The sequence below is a fragment of the Burkholderia sp. KCJ3K979 genome (genome assembly GCF_016759955.1).
Taxonomy (GTDB): domain Bacteria; phylum Pseudomonadota; class Gammaproteobacteria; order Burkholderiales; family Burkholderiaceae; genus Burkholderia; species Burkholderia orbicola.
The window spans coordinates 1-22974 of record NZ_JACFYV010000017.1; the positions used below are offsets into that span (position 1 = coordinate 1).

The following is a 22974-nucleotide window of genomic DNA, read 5'->3' on the forward strand; positions in this document are numbered from 1 at the left end:
CTTCAAGCCAGCCTCGGCTTCCTTCAAGATGCCGATGATCTGTTCTTCGGTGAATCGCTTTTTCATTGCCGTTCCTCTCTGGAACGGACTCTACACCGTCACCGTACTAAACGCGGGGAGCAGGTCAACGTCACTCCCGTGTGGTCCGCACGATACCGGACCCGTCCGATTACGCCGCACCGCTTCAATCCTGGGCGGCCCCCTGTCCATGCACGACAGAAGCAATCAGAGACGCACTCAGCAGCAGAAATTCCTGCACTGTATACCCGAGCTTCCGCGCCGCCGACTCGATATGTCGGTAATCACTGGAACCCACCTCCACGATCACTGCCTTACCGTCCACCCAAGCGCTTCTCATTCCTCCTCCTTGCATCCGACTTCTCGAATCTACTCGGCTTCATCCTCGATGCCATTTGCAACGTCGCCCGGTACCGAAACACCCCAAAAAAGAGCTGTAACGATTAGCATTCTAATTACCGCCATACTCACCAAAAAACCGCCCAAAAATTTACTAGTAGAAGGCAAATACAAACCTGATAAATCCCGATAAGACTATAAGGCAAAGCGTCCATTTTACATATCAGCCAATGCTTATTTTCAATCCAAGTGCGTAGGCGCATTCTGGTTTTATTCTTTGATGAGCATAAGCGGTCTATCACTTGCTAAAATTTGCCGAAATTAATTTCGGAGATTCTGAAATGGCTTGGCGCGTTGTGCTCGCAGACGACCATCCCATCATGTTGCTCGGTTGCCGTCTTCTGATTGAGCAGAATGGCATGGAGGTCGTGGGAGAGGCGCGCGACTCGAGCGAGTTGATGTCAATCCTGGCCCACGTCGCCTGCGATATCGTCATCACGGATTTCTCGATGCCCAACACCGGACGCGCCGATGGACTCGCAATGCTGTCGACCCTTCGACGGGATCACGGCGCCTTACCGGTCATCGTGCTCACGAATATGGCGAATGCCGGTTTGTTGCGTGCAATGTTGAACGAAGGCGTACTGGGCATCGTGGAAAAGGGAGCGGAAAAAAGTGAACTGTTCGCTGCCGTTCGCACTGCGCTGCGAGGCGCGATCTACATCAGTGCCAGACTGCAGCGCGAATTGACGAAACTCGGACTGACCGAGATGGAAAGCCAGCGGGCCGCGAATTTGACGCCCCGCGAGTTGGAGGTGCTGCGCCTTCTTGCCAGCGGCAAATCGCCGACGGAAGTCGGCCAGGTACTACATCGGACCATCAAGACCGTCAGCTGGGCCAAGACATCGGCAAAGCGCAAGCTCGGCCTCAAAAGCGATGCCGAACTGTACGAGTATGTCGTCAATCTCGGACTCATTGGCTGATGCCGCTTGCCCGGCCGCGACGGCGGTCGGACGTGGCAGACGGCCCCGGTTCAGGCGTCATGCCCACCGGAACGATTCGATTCGCGCCCCCATCAACTGAAATGTGCGTGCCGCATCGGCGGCAGCATCGCCATCCAATCGCACGGTAAGTCAATTTTGAAGAACAGCTTGTGGGTCAGCTTGCGGTTGAGCGTGGCTGTCGTCGTCGCGGTCCTGAGCACGTGCCCGATCGAGTCCGTAACGATTGCAAATGTCGGAGAATCGACGCTTCGGTCGGCGGTGCCCTGGCCGAAGGAACCGACGGTGCCGATACAAACTCATCGCACGGTCGAGCGCTTGACGCTTACGCCGGAAGACCGTAACTGGCTGGCCTCGCTTCCCCCGATCGAACTGGGCGTGGACCCGGAATGGGCGCCCATTGCCTACCTTGACGCAAACGATCGCCCGAGCGGCATTGCTGCGGACTATCTGGGCCATATCTCGGCATCGCTAGGCATTCGCTTTGCTGTCGTGAAAACGAATTCGTGGGCGGAAACCTTGTCTCGCGCGCAGTCGGGTGAACTGGATGCTGCCATACCGGTCAATACGCCGGTCGCCCGCGACGGGGTCTTGCTCTATAGCGTCCCGTTCATCACGCTCCCGGACGTGGTCGTGACTCGACCTCACGTGTCGCCGCAAGGAATCGTCGATCTAGCCGGCCGCCGGATAGCGGTCTCGGATCCCAGCGAGCTTCCCGCCACGGTACGGCAACAGATGCCCGAGGCGGAAATCGTCATGGCCGCGAGCGCTCATCAAGCGATGAGCGCGGTGGCAGAAGGACGTGCCGATGCCTATGTCGGAAACGCGGCGATCGTCGATTTCAACATCCGCAACTATTTCCCTGGCATTCTCAAGATCGCGTCGCCGGCCGATCTCGACAGCCGGCTGAGTATTGCAGTCAACCGCCGCTACGAACGACTGATTCCCCTGATCAACCGCGCGATTGCAGCTATCCCCAAGAGGGAACAACAACGCATTCGAAGCCGATGGCTGTGGCCTCGATATTCGGCGGGCCTGCCATGGAAAACGTTCGAGCTTGTGTTGCTCGGCACCGCGATCGTATTGGCAACCATTACCACTGCATACGTCCGGCTGCGCCGCGAGGTTCGCCGGCGATTGGCAGTTGAGCGTGAACTGGCCGATCAGCTCAGCTTCCGCGAAGCGCTGATGGAATCCCTTCCATACCCATTGGCCGCGAAAGATAGCGCGAACCGATATATCGCGCTCAATCACGCTTATGAAACTGCATTCTCGGTGAAGCGCGACGAGCTGATCGGTAAAACGACGCTCGACGCGTCGCCGCTGGATCCCCAATGGAATCGGAGCATCCACGCGATGAGCGAGCGAGTTCAGGATCAGCAACAACCTCATCATGCCGAGGTCAATCTGATGGATCGCGACCAGAAGCAGCGGTCCTGGCTGTACTGGATGCATCCCTTTCAATTGCCGAGTGGGAAGCCGGGCGGGCTGCTCGTCACGTTGGTGGATGTCACCACGATTCGTGATGCAGAACGGCGTGCACGCGCGCTGGATCAACGATTGAGGCGCGTGACCGCCCATCTTCCGGCAGTCGTCTTCGAATTGCGTCGCACTCCGGATGGCGTGCTCCGTTTTCCTTATGTCGGAGGCAATACCCGCGCCATGTGGGATCTGGATGCGCAAACGATGGAAGACGATGCGCTGACGGCGCTTTCACGGGTGCATCCCGATGACCGACCTCTCATCAAATCGGCTGTCAGGCATTCCGCACGGACCATGCAGCGGGTTTCCATCGATTTTCGCTGCCGTTCCCAGGGATGCGAGCGCTGGATTCACACGGAAGCGACACCCCAAACCGAGCATGACGGGACGATATTCTGGAGTGGCGTGTGGTCGGATGTCACTCACATCAAGGCGCAAGCCAGGGAACTGGCCCGTGCGAAAGAAGCGGCCGAATTGGCCGCGGCATCAAAAGCGAGATTTCTCGCCACCATGAGCCACGAGATACGCACACCGATGAACGGGATCATAGGGATGCTCGAGCTGTTGCGACACGAGTCGTTGAGCATCAGGCAGCAGCGCATGCTTCACATGATCGGGGAATCCGCGATGACGTTGATGCAGATTCTCGACGACGTTCTGGACTTCTCGAAAATCGATGCAGGACAGTTGGAAATCGTGACCGAACCGACCGACCTGCGCGCGCTCCTGGACGGCGTCAGTGCGGTAGCCGCCACGCTCGCCCACGACAAGGGCCTCGTCGTGCGCAATTTCGTCAGCCACCGACTCGCCGCTGAACTCGAGATAGACGGCCTGCGTCTTCGCCAGATTCTATTCAACCTGATGAGCAACGCAATCAAGTTCACGGAAAGCGGCGAGGTCGGCGTACGCGTCGAGATTATCGACTACCGCAATGCGTGCCAGCGCGTTCGCTTCACGGTACACGACACGGGCATCGGAATCACCCCGGCGCAACTGCAATGTCTGTTCGCGCCTTTCACACAGGCCGACACGTCGATCTCGCGCCGCTTCGGCGGCACCGGTCTGGGGCTGGCCATCTGCAAACGACTGGTCGAACTGATGCAGGGCTCCATTCGCATTGACAGCACGCCGCGTGTCGGTACGCACGTCATCGTCGAATTCGACCTGAACGTCCATCTTGTGGCTCGGTCTACGCCGGTCGCAGGCAAGCAGGCCACTATCGACTTATCCGACATAGCGCTCGCGGCCGCGCTGCGCGAAGTCCTGATGCCGCTCGGCGTCGTCGTGACCGGCGATACGTCGCGGGCAGACATACGCTTTGTGGACGAATGCCGGCTCTTCGAAATCCGCGACGACAAGCTCGTTATCGGCCTGACCGACGAACCCATCCCGACGGGCTACGAGATCTCGCCCAACGGCACGTGTCGGCTCAGCCACAATCCGTTGACATGCGCCGCGGTCGAAGCATTGTGCCTTCATGCCACTGCCGCACCTCGCTTCGCAGGGACCGATACCCGTCTTCCATCTGTTGAATATCCATCGTCGGGTATTCGAATCCTCGTCGTAGACGACCATCCGATCAATCGGCTCGTCATCGAGGCGCAACTCGCCCGACTCGGCTATACCGCCATTGCAGTCTCCAACGGCACGGACGCACTGAACGCGCTGGACGATTCCGATATCGCGCTGGTGCTCAGCGATTGCGCGATGCCGGACATGGACGGGTACGACCTGGCGAGACGTATCCGCTCGCGGGAGCCCCGATCGCGGCGCATCCCCATTCTTGCGTTGACGGCCAACGCATTGCCCGACGAAGCGATTCGGTGCGCCGAAGCCGGCATGGACGGCCTGCTCGTCAAACCCACCACGCTGGCGGTACTGCGCGAGCAGCTCGCGCGTTGGGTGCCGACGGCGCCTTGCCAGATACAGACGGACGCCATGCGCTGGCTTTCCCCGCCCGTCTCGCCTGAAGAACGCACGCACTTGCCCAAGCTGATCCGGGGATTTCTGGCCGAGACCGCGAAGGATATGGCCTTCCTTCAGGCCGCAATACAAAGCGGCAACGCAGTGGCGGCGGCCGAGCATATCCACCGCATCGTCGGCGCCAGCAAATTATTCGGCTCGGACGTCCTGGCTGATGCCGGCGAGCTATTATCCGAGCGACTTCGAGAGGATGGCGTGGCGGGCCAGGAGGCAGCACTGGCGGCGTTTTTCGCACAAGTCGAGCAGTTGACCACCAGACTCAACACGTTGATGGCCGCACAGCGTGAATAGTGTGGTTGTGACGAGCGCCACCTCTAAAATGAAAGTCGGCCCTTTCATTAGCAGGTCGGGCTATTTCGCTCGGCGGCAGCAGTCGATACAGCAGCCCGCTGCATCGTGTATGCCACGTCCCGGCGACATCACCCTGCGCGATCGTGTCTCCGACGCAATTGACGCAACACGTGCCGTGTGCTTCAAAATGCTGGCGACCTCAGCGGGGGTCAACCAAGGGTTGGTCGTCAACATCAGCGATACCACGCCCGACACCTGGGGTGCCGCGAGACTAGTGCCATGCATATCGCCGTGGGATGCATCGGCCGGTACTCGCGTACCGGTATGGGAGAGAGCCCCGATGTTCGTCCCCGGCGAGCTCAGCGTCACACGTGAATGCGTATTGCCGCCGAGCACGCGACGACTGGCCTGGTCGCTTTTCGTCACTGAAATCATATCCCGACAACCCGGCGATGCATCGATCTCGTTAACGACATCATTGCTGGCGGCAGCGACAGCAGTCACGCCCTGCCCCATGAGATCATCGATAGCGTCCTGAAATGTCCAACTGCAGGCGTCGACCGATGCGACGCTCAGGTTGACTACCTTTGCAGGATGTCGATTTTCCAGCGCGCTAGTAACCGGCACCCCCGCCGCCCATCGCATTCCGTCAACTACATCGTTACACACGTCCCGTGCCATCACGGCGCCGTAGCGTTGCATCCTGCCGGACGATCGGCGCATCTTGACGATGATCTCGTTGCCGTGGTTTTCCTCCCAGCCGCTGCTCCCTATCCCAGAATCGCCACCGCATGAGGAAAGTAATACGGCTATCATTACAAAAGCGGGGCATAAGAGCGGGAATTTCCTACGATCTTCAATCACGTCGAGCTCGAAAACGTAATTTAACGGTGGTGCGGGCGGCTCTCTCATTGAAAAGAATTATCTTCAGAAATAGCCAAACCGCATCAAAAAATCAGCTAACCTCGCCAAAGCATATCCCGCACGGCGTCTACCAGATCGACATTGGTCTTCACGCCGAACTTCTTCATTGCGTTTGCCTTTTGCGTACTGATCGTTTTCCGACTTCGACTGAGCTTTGCCGCGATTTCCCCGACTGCCATTCCGCGCGACAGAAGCCGTACCACATCAAGCTCGCGCGGTGACAATAAATTGGTTCGCGCCTGCCTGTCACCACCCCGACCCGAATCGCACAGCATATCTCCCGCAATGTCCGGATCCACATACCTTTTCCCGCGCATGACTTTATCGACGATTTTCGGCAAGGAAAGTGAATCGTCACTCGATTTCACAACGAATGCCGATACGCCCTTTTTCATCACGCGCTGGACGGACAGTCCATCCCTCAACTCGGCCAGCAGGATAATCTTCACGTTCGGATGGTTTCTGCGGATGGTTTCAAGCATTCGCATCCCGTCCGGCTCCGGATCGTCGCCAAATGCATAATCGCAAATCAACACATCACATTCGCAAGTGCTCAACATCGACGCCATGCCGGACAACGTATGCGCCTCGGCGACGATTTGCATACTTTCCACACTCGAGAAAATGTGACGCAGACCCTGCACTATCATCGGATAGGAGTCTGCGACGACAATATTTATCTTCCGTGCCGAAATAAAATCATCTGCATTCATGCCGGACGAAAACGAACTCGAATAGCTCTCTCGATCAATAAAACTCATCGATGGAAATTCCAAACATGACTATCAAAAAACTGTCGTGGCGACACCTCCGACACGACAGAAGGTATCAAGTCACTGCGACAGTACGCTATCCCAAGCTGGAGATCGTGACACCTACGGTCGCGCGAAATCCAATGCCTGAACAATAGCGCTCGACATCGCCGTAAGGGACTAGAAAATTCTCATCGTCGGTGCGAAAAAAGCACATTCATCGTGCATCATTGCGAAGACCATGGCGCGAGAAAGGCGCTTAGATGCGTTTGTAACCTACATGCGCAGCCCGTCCGGTATGTGCACGTGGCTCATGCCCGCCGTTCTCAGCGCAGATGGCATGTCGCGCCCGATCAAATGGCATTGTTCGATCACGCGTTATGGGGTGCCCACTGGCGGAACGGCTTCGGATCGTGAGGATTTCGGCTGGGTCGTGAACGCGTCGTCCACTGTCAATACGGGAGCAGGCGCGGGTGGTTGATGGAGTCGAAGTACCACTTGCCCTGTTCGGAGAGGGGCTCTCGACGGAGGGGGTGATCCCGCGTCGCTTCCAGCCAGTGCGCGAATTCAGCGTCGGTCATGTCAAGCCCTTCGGCCAAGCGCTCTACCGACGCTCCATGCTCGGCCTTGGCTTGCACGTTCGTGTGCACCGTTCGCACCGAGGTGTGCCCGCTACGGTTGTGAGATTTCGCCACTGCCGTCGGGGCGGCAGCGTTGCGCACGGGGTCACGAGGCGATACCTCGTACCGTGACATCGCGTGCGAATGGGACCCCACCCCCACCTCTACGTCATCAGCGGCCGATACGCGCGCTGGCGCCGATTGCCGCGTCGACACACCGGAGATCGCGCCCCGGTAAACGGTGTCGGGAGATAGATGTGCTGGCCCGCTTTCGAGCATATGTGTCGCAAGGCAGCACGACGCCGCGAACGCAAGGCCAACGGCAAGCGTCCGCCGCAACGAACGGGACGCAGGACGCTGACGCAGCCATGCAGCGTTGCCGGATCCGAAATCCGCCGCGGACGCTTTTGCTTGCTCATGCGAGATTCCGTGGGAGCACAAGTCGAACACGCGTGGCCCGGGGCCGCCCCTTTTTTTGCGCGTGCTGCGGCACCGACCGTACGGCGGCGGCACATCCGAAAAAGGGGGCGTAAGCGGGAGTGCGAAACGACCGGTGATATCCTGCATATCCGTATTTGAGCGACGATTCTGCTGACACGTGACGCGTCGCCCCTCCGTCAATTTGAATGAAGTGCCGAGTATCGCTGTGGGTTCCGACCGCCGTAAATCAGCCGAGGACGAATCAGCGCAGTCCGGCGTCGGCCGATTCCCATCCGCCCCCGACTTGCATCCGCAGCAGTGTAGTAAGCACGATGGTGGCAGCCATCAAGAGCAGGACGCTCCCGGCAGCCGCACCTACGGAGTCGTGGCCGGTGCCTGGAGAATCACCATCGATGTCGGCTCCGCCGCAAGCACGTCAGTCGCTATGCTTGCCCAATGGGGTCGCGATTGATCTGGAATGCTTGTGCAGAACGCGCCCCTGTTCAACGCGATGATGCGTTCGTCAAAGCCGGCGAAGCGGCGCTCATGCTTGAGAATCAGGATCGGCTCGAAGCTGCCGTCGCGATCGCGGGAGACGTCGACCCGGACCGGGCCGCGATCGGTGATGACCGTTTTGCCGCCAGCGCCGTTGCGCTCGTTGGCCTGCCCAGCGGCTTGGACGGGCTCTGCAGGTAGCCCAGATGCAGATTCATCTTGGCGCCAATCGCGCGCTCGATGACCGCCTTGTTCAACGCCAGCATCAGGTCCTGCACCTCGGCAGGCGTCATCGGCCCCTTGACCAACTGGTCCAGCAGTTGCTTGGGCTATTCAGGCAGCGGCCCACGGGCCGCTGCCTGGGACGCCACCGTTCGTTTCTTCTTCATTGGCGGCATATCCATGACTTCTACACCTCATGATATGCCCGCCCACGAAATCACGGATAGGTCCTTAGTTCGACGATTTGGCGCCTCTCATGCGTAGCATGTCGATCGTCTTCAACGTCACCTTGTGGCCTCCCGACGAGTAGAGACCGTCCGACACTTCATCCACAATGACGACCGTGTGCGGACGAATATACTCTCCCGCTATTGCCGCAATCGCGTCGGTAACACCATCCATCATCTGCTGCGTCTTCTCTTGCGAAAACGCGCCTTTCAGCAGCTTCAAGGTGACAACTGGCATTGCTTTTCTCCCATAGGAATTGCCATCACGGCTTTAGGGCGCCCACATCACGAGGCGGGTACGCCCGGAATGAAGACCTTTCAGATGTACGTCAACCCAATATCAGGACCAAGCCTAAAGCGTGAGCGGTTACGGTTTTCCCGACGGCAACCACGCTTGCATTTCGACAGCGGGTAATCCAGGACCCCGGCAGGTCGCTCAGATCACTCGCCGCCGGTACAAATCCACCACCTTTGAAGAGGAGTGCCGGCGTGGCATGGCGCGATCAAAAAACAATATAAATTGATGCGCGCACTTTCGAAATCAGACAATTCTGATATTTACGAGAATCGCACAGGCGTAATCTGGCTTTTTGGTTGGCGCACATCGGCCCATATCATTTGGAAAACTCGGCCGATACAAATTAGTGGGGAGTCTGAAATGGCATGCCGCGTTGTACTCGCAGACGACCATCCGATCATGCTGCTCGGCTGCCGCGTTCTGATCGAGCAGAACGGCCTCGAGGTCGTGGGGGAGGCGCGCGACTCCAGGGAGTTGATGTCGATCTTGGCACGCGTCGCGTGCGATGTCGTGATTACCGATTTCTCGATGCCTAACGCCGGACGTGTCGACGGATTGCCTATGCTCTCGATCATTCGACGAGAACACGCAGCCTTACCGGTCATCGTGCTCACAAACATGGCAAATGCCGGGCTGTTACGCGCGATGTTGAACGAGGGTGTGCTGGGCATCGTCGAGAAAGGAGCGGAAAGGGCCGAACTGTTCGCTGCCGTCCGTGCCGCCCTGAGAGGGGCAGTCTATATCAGTGCCAAGCTGCAGTTCGAACTATCGAAGCTTGGGCTGACCGAAACGGAAAGCCGGCGTGCTGCTAATTTGACTCCTCGAGAGCTCGAAGTGCTACGCCTTCTCGGCAGCGGTAAATCACCGGCTGAAGTCAGCCAGGTTCTCCATCGGACGATCAAAACGGTCAGCTGGGCCAAGATATCGGCAAAGCGCAAGCTTGGCCTCAAAAGCGATGCGGAACTCTACGAGTACGTCGCCAATCTCGGGCTCAACGGTTGACACTACCCTCCTCGCTGCAAGCGCTATTGGACGTCACGGTTCTCCCGGCTCAGGATCCATGCCCCAAAGCGATGAGGTACACGGCGAGTTGAAATGCTGTATACGGCGCGCGTTGCAACGTACTCCACATAATCTGTTATTTTGAAGAACACCTTTTGGATAAGTGCCCGGTCGAGCAGTATCATTGCCATAGTCGTCCTGACTATGAGTCTGATCGATTCGGCAACGGTTGAAAATATCGAAGCATCAGCGCTTCGGTTGACGCTACCTTCGCCGACAAACCCGGTGTCGCCGCCGCAGATTCCTGACGAGGCCCATGGTTTGGCGCTCACGGCAGATGAGCGACGCTGGCTCGCTTCGCTGCCTCCGATCAAACTCGGCATTGACCCTGACTGGGCACCGATCGCCTACATTGATGCCAATGGTCGCCCGAGTGGCATCGTCGCCGACTATCTTGCATATATCTCGAAATCCCTTGGCATCCGCTTCGCACTGGTGAAAACGAAGTCGTGGGCAGAAACCTTGTCCCTGGCGCAATCAGGTGAAGTGGATGTCGCCGCGCCTGTCAATGCACCGACGGGGCACGGCGACGACTTGCTCTACAGCACTCCGTTTATTACCCTTCCCGACGTCATCGTTACCCGTCCCCACGCGCTGCCGCAAGGCATCGTCGATCTCGCTGGCCGTCGAATCGTTATTTCGGACCCAAGCGAGCTTCCCGCTAAGGTATTGCGCCAACTGCCAGACGCCGATATTGCCGTGGCCGCGAACGCCTATCACGCGATGCAAGAGGTAGCGGAGGGACGCGCCGACGCGTATCTCGGAAACGCAGCGATCGTCGATTTCAACATCAGGAGCTATTTCCCGGGTGCTCTCAAGATCGCATCGCCTGGCAATATCGACAGTCGGTTGACTATTTCAATAAACCGCCGCTACGAGAGGCTGTTGCCCCTGATTAATAATGCGATTGCTGCGATACCGAGAATGGAGCAGCAACGGATTCGAAGCCGATGGCTTTGGCCTCGCTATTCCGCTGGACTGCCATGGAAAACCTTCGAGCTTACGTTACTAGGCGCTGCGGTCATATTGGCGATCGTTATCATCGCGTACATCCGGCTTCGTCACGAGGTCCGTCAGCGGCTGGCGGTCGAGCATGAGCTGGCAGACCAGCTTAGCTTTCGTGAAGCGCTAATGGAGTCACTGCCGTATCCGCTGGCCGCCAAAGATAGTGCGAACCGATATATCGCGCTCAACCATGCCTATGAAACCGCATTCTCGGTGAAGCGTGAGGACTTGATTGGTCGAACAACGCTGGAAGCTTTACCGGTGGAGCCCGCATGGAGTATGCAAATCCACACGATGAGCGAGCAAGTCCAAGATCAAAATCGAGTCCATCATGCCGAGGTCAACCTGCTGGACGGCGACCATAAGCTTCGGTCCTGGTTGTACTGGATGCATCCGTTTCAATTGCCAAGCGGAAAGCCAGGTGGCCTTCTGGTAACGTTGGTCGATGTGACGACCATTCGCGACGCAGAACAACGTGCGCGTGCTCTGGATCAACGTTTAAGACGCGTGACTTCTCATCTTCCAGTGGTCGTCTTCGAACTTCGCCGTACACCGGATGGCGCACTAGGGTTTCCTTATGTAGGTGGTAATACGCGTGCCATGTGGGATCTGGATGCGCTGACGATGGAAGCCGATGCGCTTACGGCGCTCTCGCGGATTCACCCCGATGACGGGCCTCTCATTAAATCCGCCGTCAAGTACTCGGCGCTTACCATGACGCCGATCTCCATCGATTTTCGATGTGTGTCACATGGCCTCGAGCGATGGATCCACACCGAAGCGACGCCGCAAATGGAGCCAGACGGCACGATATTCTGGAGCGGAGTCTGGTCGGACGTCACTCACGCGAAGGCGCAGGGGGAAGAGCTCGCCCGTGCGAAAGAAGCGGCTGAAATAGCGGCAGCGTCGAAGTCGCGATTTCTCGCCACCATGAGCCACGAGATCCGCACGCCGATGAACGGGATCATAGGGATGTTGGAATTGTTGCGCCACGAATCGTTGAGCACAAAGCAGCAACGGATGCTTCACATGATCGGGGAATCTGCGATGACGTTGATGCAGATTCTCGATGACGTTCTCGATTTCTCGAAGATAGATGCCGGACACCTGGAGATCGTGACGGAACCGACTGATCTACGGGCGCTCGTGGACGGCGTCAGCGCCATGGCTTCGACGTTGGCTCACGATAAGGGCCTTATCGTTCGTAATTCCGTCAGTAACCAACTTGCCGCCGAATTGAACGTGGACGGTCTGCGCCTTCGCCAGATTCTCATTAATCTGATAAACAACGCGATCAAGTTCACGGAAAACGGCGAGGTCGGCATCCGCATCTCCGTCCTCGACCAACGGGAAGCGTGCCAACGTGTGCACTTCACGGTACATGACACGGGCATCGGCATCGCGCCCGCGCAACTGCAATGCCTGTTCGCGCCCTTCACGCAGGCCGACACTTCGATCGTACGTCGCTTCGGCGGCACTGGATTGGGGTTGGCCATTTGCAAACGCTTGGTCGAGCTGATGCATGGATCCATTCATATCGAGAGCACGCCGGGTTTCGGCACTCGAGTCACGGTTGAACTGGACCTGGACGTACAGCTGCAGACTCGTTCCACGCCGCTAGCGGGAAAACATGCACATATCGCGTTGTCCGACCCGGCGCTAGCCGCAGCGTTACGCGAACTCTTGACACCGCTAGGTATCATCCCTGCGGGAGCCGCCTCCCAGGCAGACATACACTTTGTCGACGAAAGTCGACTCGAGGCAATCGATAACGACAAGCCAGCTATCGGACTAACGGTCGACCCGATTCCAACGGGCTACGAGATCGCGGCTGACGGCACGTGTCGGCTCAGCCACAATCCGTTGATGTACTCCGCGGTCGAAGCACTTTGTCTACATGTCGTCGGTGCCACTCAATCCGCCGAGACCGATATCCGGCATCTGCACGTCGAATATCAAACGTCGGGAATTCAAGTTCTTGTCGTCGACGACCATCCGGTCAATCGCCTGGTCATCAAGGCGCAACTTGAACGACTCGGTTATACCGCTGTTGCGGTATCCAACGGCATGGACGCACTCCGAGTACTGGACGATTCCGACTTCGCATTGATACTCACCGATTGCGCGATGCCGGAGATGGACGGCTATGAATTGACGAAACGCATCCGCTCCCGGGAACATCGATCACGGGATACCCCCATTGTTGCCTTGACTGCAAGCGCGTTGCCCGATGAAGCAATCCGATGCGCGGAAGCCGGCATGGACGGCCTGCTCGTCAAACCGACAACCTTGGCCGTGCTGCGTGACAAACTCGCGCATTGGATCGGAATTTCGCCTTGCTCGACCCGGACAGACTCGACAAGCAGTCTGGCCCGGAATTTCTCGCCCGAAGAAAGCGCATACCCGCCGATACTGATTCAAGGGTTCGTGACAGAGACCTTGAAGGATATTGCTTTCCTTCAGGCAGCAGTAGCCGACAAAAACGCGGTAGCCGCCGCCGACCGCATCCATCGGATAGCTGGCGCAAGCAAATTGTTCGGCTCAGGTGCTTTGGGGGATTACGGGGAAAAACTGGCCGGCCAACTTCGGCTGGGTGACCTCTCGGGTCACGAGGCGGCATTGGCGGTCTTTTGCACCAAAGTCGAACAACTCATCACACGGCTTAACAAGGCACGCACCCGTGGCGAGTGATCCGCCATGTCGAAACACGCCGGATTTCCAGATCATTTGCGCCGCTGCGACGAGCACGAACAGCAGGACGACCTTCCTGAAAATTTCAGGGGACATCTTGTCCCGCAGCGGACGAACCAGCCACATGCCGGCAATCGCTGGCAGCGTGGCGGCCGCCGAAATCGCGAGGTCCGCACCGCTCGCCTGCGCGGCGCCGCTGAACGTAGTGAGCAGCGTGACGACCGAAACCACGAGGATGATCGCGATCTGCTTCGTAAACGCCCGGCCGCTCGCTCCGGACGAAATCAAGTAAGTGGCGAGCAACGGGCCGGGAACCGATGCAATGCTCTCCGTCACTGCCGCACCGAAGCCGAGCGCGAAACCAACAGGTTTGCGCCATGCGGGTGCCAAATTGAGCTTCGGTGCCGCGAGCATCAGTGTCGCGACCACAATCAGTACTGCGCCAGAGGCTGCCTGTGCGTGACCCGAGTTCAGCGAAAGGAGGATCGCCACGCCGGCGATATTACCTAACACCGTCCCCGCGATCGGCGCGGCGATCTTCCGCGCCGTCGCAAGCACCTGGCCGCCTTCGAGCGCCTGCGGAATGTTGCCGAGAATGATCGGCATGGACAGCAGCAATACTGCATCCCGAATCGGCATGAACTGGCTGACGATCGGCATCGCGATCAGCGGCACGCCGATGCCGGTGATGCCCTTGGCCATTCCACCCAGTACAAGCGCAACAACGATCCCGATTAGGTCGAATGTCGGAAGCACCTGCAGGCTGGGAGCCAGCACCCCTTCTGTCACATTGAATTGCATCATAGAATGACATGTCTCGGCATATCTATCAGCAGTCGATGTCGATCGCACCTGTAGGGATCAACCACGCCCCAAGTTGCCATGAAATAACAGGTTAACTCCGCCGTCCAAATGAGCGAGCCGCGCACGACTCAAAATCTCGCCTCAGCACGGTCGAATCAGTCTTGACGCTCCAATACCGCATCACGCGCAACCCAATGGCCCGTGCAACGTCATCTTTCAACAAATCATCTCGGCGGGTATATTGCCACGCACACGACCTATCATCCAACTCAACAGCATACAATAAGCCACCATCGCTTCCACGAACCACGAAATCGAAAACCTTTTTATTATATAATTTTATATCCAATTTATCATTGTGCTCAGCATCAACGAGCTCTTTCAAAGCAACTTGCTTGAAAATGTCCGTCTCCGGCAATGCAGTGCACAATCGATTATAAAACTCTGACTCTTGCGCAGCGGTAAGTGTCCGATGTCCATGAGGAGCTGCGCCCGCGAGCAAAGGTTTCAGCTCACTTTTTATCATTGGACCGCGCCTCGTGGTGAGCTTATCCGTGCAGTCAGGATGACTTCCGACGTCAGGCACTGCCGTTCCGGCCACTCGTCCATGCTCCGCAAGCAACTCGCTCTCGAACTGTGCTCGCCCCGGCGCGAGCGGCTCAACTCCCTTCGCAAGACTTTGACGCTCAGCCCCCGAACCACTTTCCGAGTGCCGCCTATATTTTCGCGAACGCCTTACCCCGTTCACGCCAAGAGCGACAAAAGCCGCACCGACAATCGCAAGAAAAACCAGCAACAGAACCATCATAGTTTTAGTTATATTTTTAAAACCTGAATTTTCTTTAACGTTCGAAAATCGATCAAGTCTCCTGTGACAACCCACAACACCTCACCGCCAAATCACCTTAATTAGATTATTCCAGTTGCAAAATCAAGGGTTGCCTCTCCATTCGCGCGGACGCGGTTCACTGAAGAAAAATCATCGGCATCTTGAACGGAGTCGAGACTGACCTGAAGCCGGCAGAGCTGTGCCGCAAGTACGGGATCTCCGAAGCGACCTACCACAACTGAAAAACGAAGTTCGCCGGGAGGACGGCCCCCGAAGCGCAGCACCTCAAGGAATTGAAGCGGCATAACAACAAGCTAAAGCACCAGTTGACCTCTACGAATTCCGTCCGACCTCACATGCTGGGCGCACCATAAAAAAGACCCGCGCGAGGCGGGTCCGGAAATACGGGAGCGGGTTGCCCCGCTCCGTCAGTCGGCAATTACCACTGATACGATGCACCGAGGCCAACGGTGTTGCCACCGCTCGACAAGCCCACACCGGCCTTCATCTTCAGGTTCTTGTTGATGCGGGCCTCCCCGCCGAACGCGACCGCCTGATAGCCCTTGTAGCTCGCACTGCCGATGCCGAACGACAGCGTCTTGCCAGGGTCGACACCCGGGATCATCGTCAACGCCGTTGCCGCCGCGATACCCGAATAGGCATTGCGCGATACGCCGTTGATCTGACCTTGCAGCCCGCCAACCGCCCGGTCGAGCTGCCCCTTGGTCGCCGCATCCGACGCATTCACGCCATCCGCGATATTGACGATCCGGCGCTTGCCCTGATCAGAGCCGTCACCGAACGAGACCGTGTTGTCCTCGTTCGCGACGGAGCCTGCACCAATCGCAACGCTGTTGTCGCCGCGGGCCTTCGCACCCTGACCGATCGCCGTGCTGTTCTCGCCGCGAGCCGACGAGTCCTGGCCGATCACGGTGCTATTGGCCGCATGCGCATCAGCACCTGCGCCAATCGCCGTGCCGCCTGCGGCGCGCACCGTCGCGTTCGCGCCGACTGCCGTGGCGTTGCCGGCATCGTCATTAATCGTCGAGCCCGAACCCATCGCGACGTTGTTGCTGCCGTTGCCGGATTGGGCCGCCGTCACCGCCTGGCCTGCTTCGCCCGAACCGCTGATCAGGTCGTTGCCGACCGTACGACGCGAGTCACCGCCGGAACCGCCGGTGGTTTCGATCTTGCTGACGCGATCGTCCATCGTGCCGAGGCGATTTTCGAAGTCGCTCTTCAGCGACGACAGCTGGCCGTAGTTCACTGCGTCGTACTGGCTCTTGCCGTCGGCAACGTTGGTCAGCATCACCGGCGCCGCCGCAGGCCCGCCCAGCGTCACCGAACCGTAGTTCGGGTTGCCGTGCGAGTCGACGTCGTAGCGCACCGCCAGCGAATCGGTGGCGCCATACGCCGCAGCCGCCTGCACCGCCTGCGAGACGGTCGCGTACTTGTGACCGCCCACTTCGATCGAATTGACCGCAACCTGCCCGTTTTCATCGACGGTCGTGTCGCCTCCGATCGCATTCGCGACGCTTGTGGCCGTGCCGTGCAGTTGCGAGCCGTTCACCGCATCGGTGCTCGTCGCGCTTACCGCTCCGGCCGCCACGTTGTGCAGGCCAACCGCTGTACCGGCATCCCCGAGCGTGACCGACGCACGATTCGCCGAACCGTCTTCGTTGCGATCGTAGCGCACCGCTGCGACCGCGTGCCCGGTTTCCGGATCGATCAGACCGCTGCTCGCGATCGTATCCTTCAGGGTCGAGATGTCGCCCGTGTTGGCCGTTACCCGCCCGTCGAGATTGCCGATCGCCGCACCGACACTGTTCACCGTCGTCGTGCCGCCCGCGAGCGAGTAGCTGGGCGCGGAGATCGTGCCGTCGGTGCCTGCCTGCGAGCCGCCGCCGAGCGCGGTGGCCATGCTCTGCGACGCACCATGCAGTTGCGAGCCGTTCACCGCTTCCATGCTCGTCGCATTCACCGCGCCGGCCGCAACGTTCTTCAGCGTCGTGCCTTGCTCGCCAGCCAGCGTGACCGTGCTCTTCGCCGCATCGTCGTACGCAACCGCGTTCGGATCCGTACCGCCACCACCGCCGCTTGCCGCTGCAGCCGCGATCGCGTCGCCGACGTTACCGTAGGTCTTGTCGCCGACGTGATACTTCGGTGCCGTCACGCTGCCATCGGCGCCGATGCCCGCACCGCCGCCCAGCGCCGTCGTTACGCCGCTCAGCTGCGTCACGTTCACCGCGTCGGTGCCCTGCGTACCCGCCGCAACGTTCACGATCTGGCGCTCGCTTCCGGCATTACCCACCGAAACGGTATTGGCGCGCGTCGCCTTGGCGCCTGCGCCCAGCGCCACGGCACCGTTCGCCGAGCCTTCCACGCTCGTATTGGCACCCAGCGCCATCGCATTGGTCAGGTTCGGCGCAACGCTCGCACCCGTGCCCATCGCAATGCCATTGGTCGCGCCTACTGCGGCTTCTGCTGCATTGCCGATCGCGATCGAGCTTTCACCGATCGCCTTGATGCCGTTATTGCCGACCGCGACCGCGTTCTCGCCGTTCGCCTTCGCGTTCGAACCGATCGCCAGCGCTCCCGCGCCATTGGTCGTCACCTTCGAACCGATGGCCACCGAGTACGGCTGGTCCGCGCCCGTTTGCGCCATATTGCCGATCGCAACCGATTCGTCCGACAGCGCCCCGGTATTCAGGCCGAGCGCGATCGCGTTCGCCCCTGCCGCATGAGCCTCCACGCCGATCGCGGCGGCCGTCGTGGTATCCGGATCGCCCCCGCTGATACTCGCCGAGTTCGTCCCCCCCATACCGTCGACCACGACCAGGGAATTCGGCTCGTCCGAATCCGCAAGCGCATTGACCCGAGACAACAGGTGCGACTGCTCAGCTGCGACACGGGATTTCAGTTTGCCCAGCGCCTCGAACAACTGCGATCCATTGATCGCATCCGTACTCCTGGCGGTGACGTCCCCCGCTTTCACGTGGACGATCTTGCGTTCGGTCCCGTCATCACCAACGGACACCGTCATCGCTTCGTTCGCAACGGAATTGGCACCCAGCGCAACCGATCCGCTCGCCAGCGCGCGCGCACCGGTACCCAGCGCCAATGTATTCGAACCGCCTGCCAGGGCCTTTGAACCGATCGCGACAGACTGAGCGCCGGTGGCGGTCGCCGGTGCGCCGCTGGCCCGGACCTTGATGTACTTCAGATCGATGCCGCCTTCAGCCAGCTCGCGCTTCACATCGGACAACCCGGTGTTCAGCTGACCCAGGTTCACCGCGTCAGTATCATCCACGCCTGCTGCAACGTTCTTCAACGCCACCGGCGCTGCCGCGCCCGCACCGCCAAGCGTCACCGAACCGCGATCCGCCGTGCCGTCTTCCTTACGGTCGTACGTCACCGCTGCGATCACCTTGCCCGTGTCCTTGTCCACCAGGCCGGACTCGGCAATATCGTCTTGCAGCTTCTCGACGTTCGTCGCGTTCGTCGTCACACGGCCGTCCAGGTTCGACACCGCGTCACCAACGTTGTGCGCGGTCGTCTTGCCGCCGTCCAGCGTATACGCCGGTGCCGTCAGCTTGCCTGCTGCGTCCACCGTCGAACCGCCGCCCAGTACGCTTGCCACACTTTGCGACGCCCCGTACAGTTGCGAGCCGTTCACCGCTTCCATGCTCGTTGCATTCACGGCGCCCGCTGCAACGTTCTTCAGCGCCGTGCCTTGCTCGCCAGCCAGCGTGACCGCACTCTTGGCTTCATCGTCGTATGCAACCGCGTTCGGATCCGTACCGCTACCCATTTCGGCTGCGGCAACGATCGCGTCACCCACGTTACCGTAGGTCTTGTCGCCGACGTGGTAGCTGGGTGCCGTCACCTTGCCCGCCGCGTCTACCGTCGAACCGCCACCCAGCGCGCTTGCCACGCTTTGCGACGTGCCGTACAGCTGCGAGCCGTTCACCGCTTCCGTGCTCGTCGCGTTTACGGCACCGGCTGCAACGTTCTTCAATGCCACCGGCGCTACTGCGCCCGCACCGCCAAGCGTCACCGAACCGCGATCCGCCGTGCCGTCTTCCTTACGGTCGTACGTCACCGCTGCGATCACCTTGCCCGTGTCCTTGTCGATCAAACCGGACTCGGCAATATCGTCTTGCAGCTTCTCGACGTTCGTCGCGTTCGTCGTTACACGGCCGTCCAGGTTCGACACCGCGTCGCCAACGTTTTGCGCGGTCGTCTTGCCGCCGTCCAGCGTATACGACGGTGCCGTCAACTTGCCTGCTGCGTCCACCGTCGAACCGCCGCCCAGCGCGCTCGCCACGCTCTGCGACGTGCCGTACAGCTGCGAGCCGTTCACCGCTTCCATGCTCGTCGCATTCACCGCGCCGGCCGCAACGTTCTTCAGCGTCGTGCCTTTCTCGCCAGCCAGCGTGACCGTGCTCTTCGCCGCATCGTCGTACGCAACCGCGTTCGGATCCTTGCTGCTACCAATCTCCACCGCAGCCGTAATCGCGTCACCCACGTTACCGTAGGTCTTATCGCCGACGTGATACTTCGGCGCCGTCACGCTGCCATCGGCGCCAATGCCCGCACCGCCACCCAGCGCCGTCGTTACGCCGCTGAGCTGCGTCACGTTCACCGCGTCGGTGCCTTGCGTACCCGCCGCAACGTTCACGATCTGGCGCTCGCTTCCGGCGTCACCGACCGAAACAGTATTGGCGCGCGTCGCCTTGGCGCCTGCGCCCAGCGCCACGGCACCATTCGCCGCGCCTTCGACGCTCGTATTGGCACCCAGCGCGATCGCGTTGGTCAGGTTCGGTGCAACGCTCGCACTCGTACCCATCGCAATGCCATTGGTCGCGCCTACTGCGGCTTCCGCTGCATTGCCGATCGCGATCGAGCTTTCACCGATTGCCTTGATGCCGCTATTGCCGAGCGCGACCGCGTTATCGCCGTTCGCCTTCGCGTTCGAGCCGATCGCCAGCGCTCCCGCGCCATTGGTCGTCACCCATGAACCGATGGCCACCGAATACGCTTGATCCGAGCCCGTTAGCGCCTTATTCCCGATCGCAACTGATTCGTTCGAGTTCGCCGCACTGTTCAGACCGACCGCGATCGCGTTCGCGCCTGCCGCATGAGCGTCCACACCGATCGCGGCGGCCGTCGTACTCTCCGGATCGCCCCCGCTGATGCTCGCGGTGTTGAACCGACTACCGTCCGAACCCATACCATCGATCGTGACAAAGCTCGCGCCTTTACCACCACCACCACCGCCGCCGCTGGCTGCCGCGGCCGCAATCGCGTCACTGACGTTGTCGTAGGTCTTCTTGCCGACGCGGATCGTCGGCGCCGTCACCTTGCCGGTCGCGTCTACCGTCGAACCACCGCCCAGTGCGCTCGCCACACTTTGCGACGTACCGTACAGCTGCGAACCGTTCATCGCTTCCATGCTCGTCGCATTCACCGCGCCGGCTGCAACGTTCTTCAACGTCGTGCCTTTCTCGCCGGACAGCGTGACTGCGGTTTTGGCTGCGTCGTCGTACAAGACGGCATTCGAATCCGTACCGCCGCCTCCGCTCGCTGCCGCGGCTGCGAGCGCGTCGCCAACGTTACCGTAGGTTTTATCGCCGATGCGATACTTCGGGGCCGTCACGCTGCCATCGGCGCCGATGCCCGCATCACCGCCCAGCGCCGTGGTAATGCCTTTCACCTGACCCACGTTCGCCGCATCGGTGTCGCCGATGCCCATTGCAACGTTCTTCAACGCCACCGGCGCTGCTGCGCCCGCACCGCCAAGCGTTACCGAACCGCGATCCACCGTGCCGTCTTCCTTGCGGTCGTACGTCAGCGCCGCAATTGCCTGGTTCTTGTCCTTGTCGAACAGACCGGATTCGGCAAGATTGTCTTGCAGTTTCTCGACGTTCGTCGCGGTCGTCGTCACGCGGCCGTCCAGGTTCGAGAATGCGTCGCCAACGTTGTGCGCGGTGGTCTTGCCGCCGTCCAGCGTGTACGTCGGCGCCCTCACCGTACCGCCTGCGTCCACAATCGAATCACCGCCCAGCGCACTCGCCACACTCTGCGAGGCGCCGTACAGCTGCGAGCCGTTCAGCGCATCCGTGCTCGTTTTGGCCACCGCGCCATCTGCAACGTTCTTCAACGCAACCGGCGCTGCCGCGTCCGCGCCGCCCAGCGTCACCGAGTTGCCATGCGCCGTGCCGTCGTTACGGTCGTACGTCACCGCCGCAAGCACCTTGCGCGTGTTCTTGTCCACCAGACCCGACTCAGCAAAATCGCCTTGCAGTTTCTCGACGTTCGTCGCGTTCGTCGTCACACGGCCGTCGAGATTCGACACGGCTTCGCCAACGTTATTCGCACTGGTCTTGTCGCCGTCCAGCTTATACGTCGGTGCCGTCACCTTACCGGTTTCGTCTACCTTCGACCCACCACCCAGCGCGCTCGCCACACTTTGCGCGGCGCCATACAGCTGCGAACCGTTCACCGCTTCCGTGCTATCCGCACTCACCGCGCCCGCTGCAACTTTCTTCAGCGTCGTACCTTTCTCGCCAGACAGCGTGACTGCGCTCTTGGCTGCATCGTCGTACACAACCGCATTCGAATCCGTACCACCGCCACCGCTTGCTGCCGCGGCTGCAAGCGCGTCACCCACGTTAGCGTAGGTCTTGTCACCGATGTGATACGTCGGTGCCTTCACGCTGCCGTCGGCGCCGATACCCGCATCACCACCCAATGCCGTGGTGATGCCCTTCATCTGGCCTACGTTCACTGCGTCGGTATCCGAAATCCCGCCTGCAACGTTCTTCAACGCCACCGGCGCTACTGCGCCCGCACCGCCAAGCGTCAACGAACCGCGATCCGTCGTGCCGTCTGCCTTGCGGTCGTACGTCAGCGCCGCGATCGCCTTGCCCGTATCCTTGTCGATCAAACCGGACTCGGCAATATCGCCTTGCAGTTTCTCGACGTTCGTCGCGTTCGTCGTCACGCGGCCGTCCAGGTTCGAGAATGCGTCGCCAACGTTGTGCGTGGTGGTCTTGCCGCCGTCCAGCGTATACGCCGGTGCCGTCAGCTTGCCTGCTGCGTCCACCGTCGAACCGCCGCCCAGCACACTCGCCACGCTTTGCGACGTGCCGTACAGCTGCGCACCGTTCATCGCTTCCATGCTCGTCGCATTCACGGCGCCGGCAGCAACGTTCTTCAGCGTCGTGCCTTGCTCGCCAGCCAGCGTGATCGCGCCTTTGGTCTTGTCGTCGTACGAGACTGCGTTCGGATTCGTACCGCCACCGCCGCCGGTTTCCGCCGCGGCCGTAATCGCGTCACCCACGTTACCGTAGGTCTTGTCGCCAACGTGGTACTTCGGTGCCGTCACGCTGCCATCGGCGCCAATGCCCGCACCGCCACCCAGCGCCGTCGTTACGCCGCTGAGCTGCGTCACGTTCACCGCGTCGGTGCCTTGCGTACCCGCCGCAACGTTCACGATCTGGCGCTCG

The 22974-nt window shown here is 60.0% G+C and carries 9 protein-coding genes and 2 pseudogenes; 4 read left to right on the forward strand and 7 right to left on the reverse strand.

Features of this window, described 5'->3' with window-relative positions; genetic code table 11:
* Positions 1–698 precede the first annotated feature (698 nt).
* Together H3O04_RS06570 and H3O04_RS06575 are read left to right on the forward strand one after the other, a co-directional pair.
* On the forward strand, positions 699–1340 hold the full coding sequence (locus H3O04_RS06570) for a response regulator transcription factor (protein WP_202587351.1): 642 nt from the start codon (positions 699–701) through the stop codon (positions 1338–1340).
* A gap of 168 nt (positions 1341–1508) precedes the next feature.
* The gene (locus H3O04_RS06575) at positions 1509–5114 is read left to right on the forward strand and encodes an ATP-binding protein (RefSeq protein ID WP_237666199.1); all 3606 of its coding nucleotides are present in this window, start codon (positions 1509–1511) and stop codon (positions 5112–5114) included.
* A 60-nt stretch (positions 5115–5174) separates the two neighbouring features.
* Here the strand turns inward: H3O04_RS06575 and H3O04_RS06580 are convergent, their stop codons facing one another.
* The 4 genes and pseudogenes from H3O04_RS06580 to H3O04_RS06595 all read right to left on the reverse strand — a co-directional run bounded on the left by H3O04_RS06580 (position 5175) and on the right by H3O04_RS06595 (position 9012).
* Positions 5175–5978 carry a S8 family serine peptidase gene (locus H3O04_RS06580; RefSeq protein WP_202587352.1) on the reverse strand — a complete coding sequence of 268 codons (804 nt, stop codon included), beginning with the start codon at positions 5976–5978 and terminating at the stop codon, positions 5175–5177.
* Positions 5979–6073: 95 nt separating this feature from the next.
* Complete coding sequence (locus H3O04_RS06585) at positions 6074–6799, reverse strand: response regulator transcription factor (protein WP_054928475.1); 726 nt, start codon at positions 6797–6799, stop codon at positions 6074–6076.
* A gap of 1538 nt (positions 6800–8337) precedes the next feature.
* A pseudogene (locus H3O04_RS06590) lies at positions 8338–8714 on the reverse strand (transposase); the annotation flags it as partial.
* Positions 8715–8778: 64 nt separating this feature from the next.
* A complete protein-coding gene (locus H3O04_RS06595; RefSeq protein WP_054928478.1) occupies positions 8779–9012 on the reverse strand; it encodes a tautomerase family protein in 234 nt (77 codons plus the stop codon).
* A 420-nt stretch (positions 9013–9432) separates the two neighbouring features.
* Here H3O04_RS06595 and H3O04_RS06600 point away from each other — a divergent pair, with 420 nt between their 5' ends.
* Complete coding sequence (locus H3O04_RS06600; RefSeq protein ID WP_202587386.1) at positions 9433–10074, forward strand: response regulator transcription factor; 642 nt, start codon at positions 9433–9435, stop codon at positions 10072–10074.
* Between the two features lie 204 nt (positions 10075–10278).
* Positions 10279–13440 (forward strand): annotated as a pseudogene (locus H3O04_RS06605) (ATP-binding protein); the annotation flags it as partial.
* 240 nt (positions 13441–13680) lie between these two features.
* On the opposite strand, the gene H3O04_RS06610 reads toward H3O04_RS06605, so the two are convergent.
* The 3 genes from H3O04_RS06610 to H3O04_RS06620 all read right to left on the reverse strand — a co-directional run.
* A complete protein-coding gene (locus H3O04_RS06610) occupies positions 13681–14634 on the reverse strand; it encodes a sulfite exporter TauE/SafE family protein (protein WP_237666201.1) in 954 nt (317 codons plus the stop codon).
* Positions 14635–14725: 91 nt separating this feature from the next.
* Positions 14726–15439: a DUF2726 domain-containing protein gene (locus H3O04_RS06615; protein ID WP_202587354.1), complete on the reverse strand. Its 714-nt coding sequence runs from the start codon at positions 15437–15439 to the stop codon at positions 14726–14728.
* Between the two features lie 463 nt (positions 15440–15902).
* Positions 15903–22974: YadA-like family protein (locus H3O04_RS06620; RefSeq protein WP_202587355.1), on the reverse strand; the 7072-nt coding region annotated here is incomplete at its 5' end.

Coding starts and splice junctions, on each gene's coding strand:
- H3O04_RS06570 (WP_202587351.1), top strand. CDS start 699: ATGGCTTGGCGCGTTGTGCTCGCAGACGACCATCCCATCATGTTGCTC.
- H3O04_RS06585 (WP_054928475.1), bottom strand. CDS start 6,799: ATGAGTTTTATTGATCGAGAGAGCTATTCGAGTTCGTTTTCGTCCGGC.
- H3O04_RS06595 (WP_054928478.1), bottom strand. CDS start 9,012: ATGCCAGTTGTCACCTTGAAGCTGCTGAAAGGCGCGTTTTCGCAAGAG.
- H3O04_RS06600 (WP_202587386.1), top strand. CDS start 9,433: ATGGCATGCCGCGTTGTACTCGCAGACGACCATCCGATCATGCTGCTC.
- H3O04_RS06610 (WP_237666201.1), bottom strand. CDS start 14,634: ATGATGCAATTCAATGTGACAGAAGGGGTGCTGGCTCCCAGCCTGCAG.
- H3O04_RS06615 (WP_202587354.1), bottom strand. CDS start 15,439: ATGGTTCTGTTGCTGGTTTTTCTTGCGATTGTCGGTGCGGCTTTTGTC.